Below are 6,000 nucleotides of genomic sequence, written 5' to 3'. Positions count from 1 at the left end.
ATCTTCAAGGGGCCAATCTACCTTCAGCCTTGTTTGGCTCTTTATAAGGGACAGTAAAGCGCTCGCCACCCGTCACGCTCTCCAACTTCCCTTCTGTGTTAGGCACATGTGGATCTTTTTATAGTGCTCTTATCTATTAGTAGAGATTAGTATGAATGTCATCTCGTTACACGTCACCTATTTAACGGTATGAAACACCCACAATAGTTGCAAACTCTAGTTTGCCAGGCTTTACTTCATCCGCATTTCGGTTCAATAGAGCAAAAAAGGTTTCTGTATGCGAACCACCAGGATTTAAGCGACCAATAGAAATTTCACCAGCCCGAGCAGCCGTACCTGTCGGGATCAGTGATACCGCAGCACCATTGCTTCTCTTAAATATAAGGTCATACCCTTTAGCATCTCCTTTATTCGTCAACGCTGTTTTTACACTTGTTTGGGCGGCAGGATCCGTAAATCTTACAAATGCGTTTACTGTTCCTCCGCAGTTATATATCTCTACATTAAAAGAGTTTGACTGCTCCAAATCCGACGATAGTGAAACGGTAGGTGGCACTCTCAATTCACAACCATAGGTTGAAACATTAAATGTCATTGCAGGTATATATAAACTCACTATAGGTGTTTTATCATTTCTATTCGAAACCAACTCCCCCCACACTTCGCCCACTTTCATTCGTGGCACAGTGTAGCTGCCCGGCATTAAATCAGCGTAGATATGATACTGAAGGCGCGTTTGCAAACCCGTTATATGATGATATTGGATTAACGATTGAGGTGTTGACTTTAAGTCAACCCATGGTCTATTCGGGTCGCTTACATCAATTGACACGCCAAAGCCAGGCACATCTGGCAAGGCATATATTGTATTGGCACCATAATTATTGGGTGTTGTGGGTAATGTCCCGGTATATTGTGACTTATAGTCTCGCATCCCATCATTGCACAGAAAAAGAGAGGCGATATGCTGTGTTTGAGTTAAGCCTAGATATGGCCCTCTTTGAAAAAGATCTCTTGCACCACTAAAAGGCACCGTCTGTGGTGTTGCAATATCCCACGTTGTCTGCGCCACAGAATTACATGCTGCATGACTCCGGCCAGGAAAAAAAATAACAATCACAACAAGGAAACGTAAAAAAAATCCAATCTTCATGAAACGCCCTCATCTACAGCTTTATCAAAAAACAAGTATGTGCTTATTTTTAGGCACAGTGAAATGTGACCACGAGCCCAATATCTTTACAAGAAAATCATTATTGGCACTGCAGGGTGGCTTCAATATAGTTTCCCTCTGCATTATTTGGCACTTTATAGGGAACAGTACAACGATCCCTACCACTCACGATCTCCAACTTCCCTTCTGTTTTATCAAGCAAAGCCAGTGCTCGACCATGAGGATCGGCAATCGCCAGCAAGGCGCCTTCTGCACTCAGCAGTTGGGTACCAAAGGGATAGGTTTTTCCTGTGACATCCCGCAGCGTGAAGTGCACCCGATTCACTTTACGTGCCGTCACTTTAGCGTGAACAATCGCCCCACGGCGCGGCACAACCTGACTTTGGTTGCTGGTCAGCTCAACGCCTTCTGGCAAGCTCTGGCTATCCACGCTCACCACGTTGCGCCGATAGGACGCTACATTACTCAGCACAGCGACACCGTTGCGACCCGTTTTGGCCTCACTGTTGTCAAACCCAATATTTGCCGCCTCATCCAATCCTGACACTTCAGCCAAAATCGCCCCATTGTAAAGAGTGGGGGCCATATTGACACCACCGGCATGGGCCACCAAGGCGCCTGCCCAGTGGAGGGTTGCGGATTGATAACCACTGCCCCCACTGTAACCCACCCCCCCATCGCCAAACGCAGATCTTAACTGGCTACTGGCAGACCAACTGGTGGTCTCTTGCTGCTGGCTCACATTCAAACTGTAATTGTGGTTATCCCGGCTACCGGCTAGACCCACGCTCTGATTGTGAGCTGTTTTTCCCTCTTGTTGGCCGGTATGGCTGCCGTTGTAGGTAAGATAGTGGTTCCCTCTCCCCCAAGATAAAGGATGGGACGCATAGAAGGTCAGTTGCGTCTCGTCTTGATTATCACTGTAGCGACGCTCAGCACCGACCTGAAAGCTTAACTTTCCCCAGCTGCGTCCATAGTTAACAGACAATGAACGGGTTCGGTCTCGATTATTCCAGTACTCCTGTTCACCTGCCGCCAGGTTCACCCCACCATGATCACCAGGCAGTTCCTGGTTGAGAGATAAAGAGAGGTCCGTACGCACTCGCGCGCCAGCATGATTAATGCTGGTGCTGGCGTCCTGGATATGGTCATTAAGAGTGCGATAATCTTCCGTAGCATAGCGATAGCCCGCCAACGCCAAGGTCGTTCCCGCATCATGGAATACTCGACCAAAACGAAAGCGATAACTTTGCCCCTGATAATGACCTACCTCAGTGTTACTGTCTGCATGGGTCACATCCAGTGAAAAAGAGCCAAGACCAGTCCCAATGCCCATCCCTGCATTCATGGCATAATAGTTCTCGATACCTTGCAAACCACCATAGACGGTCAACTCAGGTAACAGACCATAGGCTCCATCTGCGGAAAAGTACCAATCGTCACCGGATGACAACTGATTGTTATCCAATTGCCCCACGCTGAATTGATAACGACCGACGCCTTCGCGAACCATAACAGGTAACATGCCAAAACCTTGCGTCCGCACCTTACGACTGCCATTGGCTTCAATGACAGTGATCTCGAGATCGCCGTTACTCCCATGAGTAGGGATATCGCGTAGCGCAAAAGGGCCTGGTGCCACCGTTGTTTTCAAAATCAAGGTACCACCTTGACGGATTTCGATCGTCGCATTGCTCTCAGCCATGCCCGTGATCACAGGCGAGTAGCCACGCAACTCATCCGGCAGCATACTTTCTTCAGACCGAACCTGGACCCCTACTAACGCTGGACTATCAAACACCTCAGAACGCGCATAGATCTGACCTACCCCCAACTGGCTTTTCCAACTGGTCAAATCCCGCTCAGCGAAAGTACGGTCACTCTGCCAGTGATGATTATCATCGATAACGTTAAGACTACCTTGATTGCGCAACCGCCAAGCGCCCACATTCAGCCCTGACCTTAGTCCTATATAGTGACTAGTACTGTCACCCACCGTATCTCGGTGGTCAAATCGGCTCTGTAAATTGTAATTAACAAACCCGGCGGTGACGCCTTGGTCCCATTGACTTGGGGCTACATCACCGTTTGAGCGACTACGTTTTAATATTATTTGAGGAATCGAAAGATACAGGCGCTGAGTGCCGCCTTCATAACGCCACGTTGCATACTCGATATCTTTTATATTCAAGCAGCCCATCGGGGTGTCACCCAGCACTGATAGCGTCGAGATCGCAGTCTCTTTCATCCCAATAGCATCAAGTAATGATGAGGTAAGGCAGGGCTGGACTTCATCGCCCAGCTGGCTAAAATCAACCGCCTCTGTCATTAGCAGTTGAGTGTTGATATAAATTTCGACACGATAGTGCCCTGGCAAGATTGCGCCTTGCGCCAAAAAACGCTCGAGGTCAATACTTTGCCCACCGCGTAAAAAGGCATCATTAAAACGCGGAGTGCCTTCGCTGGCTGTTGCCTCAGCCTCTTTTATTAGCAATAGAAGCGATGAAATAGACAATAATGTCCATGTTATTATTTTTCTATTTTCAAAAAACATGCTCACCTCACCACTTCCAACATATTAGTGGAGTTAATCACCCACTAAAAACGTACACGCCATCACTTCATCAGTCACACTGTATGGCGTTATAATGCAATATTTACAACTACCATTATCAATGTCAGTATCAAACCAACAAACAAGATTATTTATCATTGACAATCAGCGGGGTTGCGGCACCTTAACTGAAATTTGCTTGATGTGTCACTATTGCACCATAATCATTAACCGTTGTGATAGAAAAACCGCCGTGTGAATTTATATTTTTTACCGGAATTGACACTCGTTCACCTGGCCCTATCATCGGCACATCCACTTCATTTCCACCCTGTTTAAAATTCACCATGTTGATGTGATAGGGCGTTGGGTTATGCAATTCAAGTTGATTGTTAATCAATTTTATATTTAACTGCTGCGGTGCAGAATTCGCATCACCCATTAATCCAGCCGGACGATAAAACAGTTTGATGCGCTGAAGTAAGGCTAATTGCAACACGTTTTTTCCGCCGTCCACCATCTGCGGTATTTCCTGCACATTCAACCAAAAAACACTTTCTTGGTCCTTTGGTAGCCCCTGCCCCTGAAACAGCACCCGCAATAACTGCCGCTCCTTGCTGTTTAATTTTGACAATGGCGGGGTCACCGCAAACGGAGGCGGCACCATATCATTATCATTATTTTCCAACCAGCTTTGAATCATCACATCTTGCTCGCCATTATTAATGACACTAATTGATGATTCCCTATCTCTTTCACCATATATCAGTCGAGTTGCACTGAGCGATATCGCTGCGCTAGCATAACTTGAGAACAGAGAGGAGAGTCCAACCCATAAAAAAAAGACAGTTCGCATAGTTTCACCAAATATAAACATGTGCATGGCATGACGCCATGCACATAAAAATTATTTATAAGATATGCTAAATGGCAATACCGCACTCACACTACCCGCAGTAGGCACGCCAGTCTTAGCATACGTGGCCGATAGGAGAACATCAATTGTTCCTGTCTCATCCAGAACTTCTTCCAACATTGAAGTACCAGTTACAAAACTAACTAATTCATTATTCTTATTTAATATTACAATGCCTACATTCTCAGCTGGTTCAACCAATGCTGTGTTATTAAGCACATAATCACCGTTGATAGTACCAACCACCGGCTTCAGTGCTACCGATATCACTTCTCCACCAGTAGCGCCGGGGCATTCTATCGGAATACGAAGGGTCTGCGCACCTGTGTGTGCACCAACAGCTTTTACGTCATCGACTGAGATAGTAGGAAGCTGCATCACCAAGCCTGGACCACCGCTTGCCAAGGTACAACTTGACGCATTAATTTGGCCCAAAAAGGTAATTTGATCCGCATTTGCTGACACAGATACAGTGGAAAGTGTCAATGCTACCGCGATGGAAAGTATATTTTTATTCATTTATGTCATTCCTACATATTTGATGTATTGCATCGTTAAGGTAATATCCAGACTAGTTAGCGTTATCTCACTACTTGACCAGGCCTAGATATCTTACTTACATACAACAGCCCCGTATGTCAGCCAGCACAGACCCGGCTTGTAGGAATATTCTGACTCTGGCGTAGCTACCACATATCCCTACAGGGCTGCCTGATGGCCAGGGCACTGAACTCCATCACTTAATTAACCTCAAATGACGCCGAAAATAACGAATTCAATCACAAACGGCGGGACTTGGTCAGCGTTGCACTGACTGATGGGCAAGGTGGTTTGGCACCTTGCTTGAGTCAATGAATGTATTGCGCTGCATTCCCGTTTTGCCAGCTCGTTGGGTGACACAGTGACAGGAGCTATCATCAGCCGCACAAAGGGAATATCTAAGCAGCGGGTATCACAACCCTAAGCGGGTAAGCGGGTAAGCGGGTCTGGCACTATGGGGTCACATCCAGTCGGCATCAACCCAGACGCTCGGAGAGCCACGGTGAACTAGATACTTGTTGTATTAAGACCAGTGGGGTGATGGGGCAACACGCCTTGCCCATGAATATTGACTTGAAGGGGATGGTGGTGATCAGATCGCCACGTTTTCAGTTAAATCCATTCATGCCGCATCGATTTGGGCCACGCCACTTAGCCATTAAAAGCAGAGGTAGCCCTGTCAAATCTGAATGTGCGGGATGACCCAACCGACCCGCCGTGAGCTGGAGCCGTAGCGATCCTGCCGTTGCAACAATCGCAGCACAGGTGAAAACAAAGGGATAGTGAAGGGCATTGCACCCGGGGTTGTAGTCATTA

Annotated in this window: 4 protein-coding genes; all 4 read right to left on the bottom strand. The window is 47.0% G+C overall.

Annotated elements, in window-relative coordinates:
* Positions 1 to 181: 181 nt before the first annotated feature.
* Positions 182 to 1,153 carry a hypothetical protein gene (locus BN1129_RS23215; protein ID WP_157013304.1) on the bottom strand — a complete coding sequence of 324 codons (972 nt, stop codon included), beginning with the start codon at positions 1,151 to 1,153 and terminating at the stop codon, positions 182 to 184.
* A gap of 100 nt (positions 1,154 to 1,253) precedes the next feature.
* Entirely contained in the window at positions 1,254 to 3,728 is a 2,475-nt protein-coding gene (locus BN1129_RS07655; protein WP_042035647.1) for a fimbria/pilus outer membrane usher protein, read from the bottom strand.
* A 184-nt stretch (positions 3,729 to 3,912) separates the two neighbouring features.
* Entirely contained in the window at positions 3,913 to 4,611 is a 699-nt protein-coding gene (locus BN1129_RS07650) for a fimbrial biogenesis chaperone (RefSeq protein ID WP_084204600.1), read from the bottom strand.
* A 24-nt stretch (positions 4,612 to 4,635) separates the two neighbouring features.
* Complete coding sequence (locus BN1129_RS22365) at positions 4,636 to 5,163, bottom strand: fimbrial protein (protein WP_084204599.1); 528 nt, start codon at positions 5,161 to 5,163, stop codon at positions 4,636 to 4,638.
* Positions 5,164 to 6,000: the final 837 nt, after the last annotated feature.

The organism is Aeromonas popoffii (genome assembly GCF_000820025.1).
Classification (GTDB): domain Bacteria; phylum Pseudomonadota; class Gammaproteobacteria; order Enterobacterales; family Aeromonadaceae; genus Aeromonas; species Aeromonas popoffii.
The sequence above is the reverse complement of the archived record's forward strand: the minus strand, read 5'-3'. Positions and strand labels throughout refer to the sequence as shown.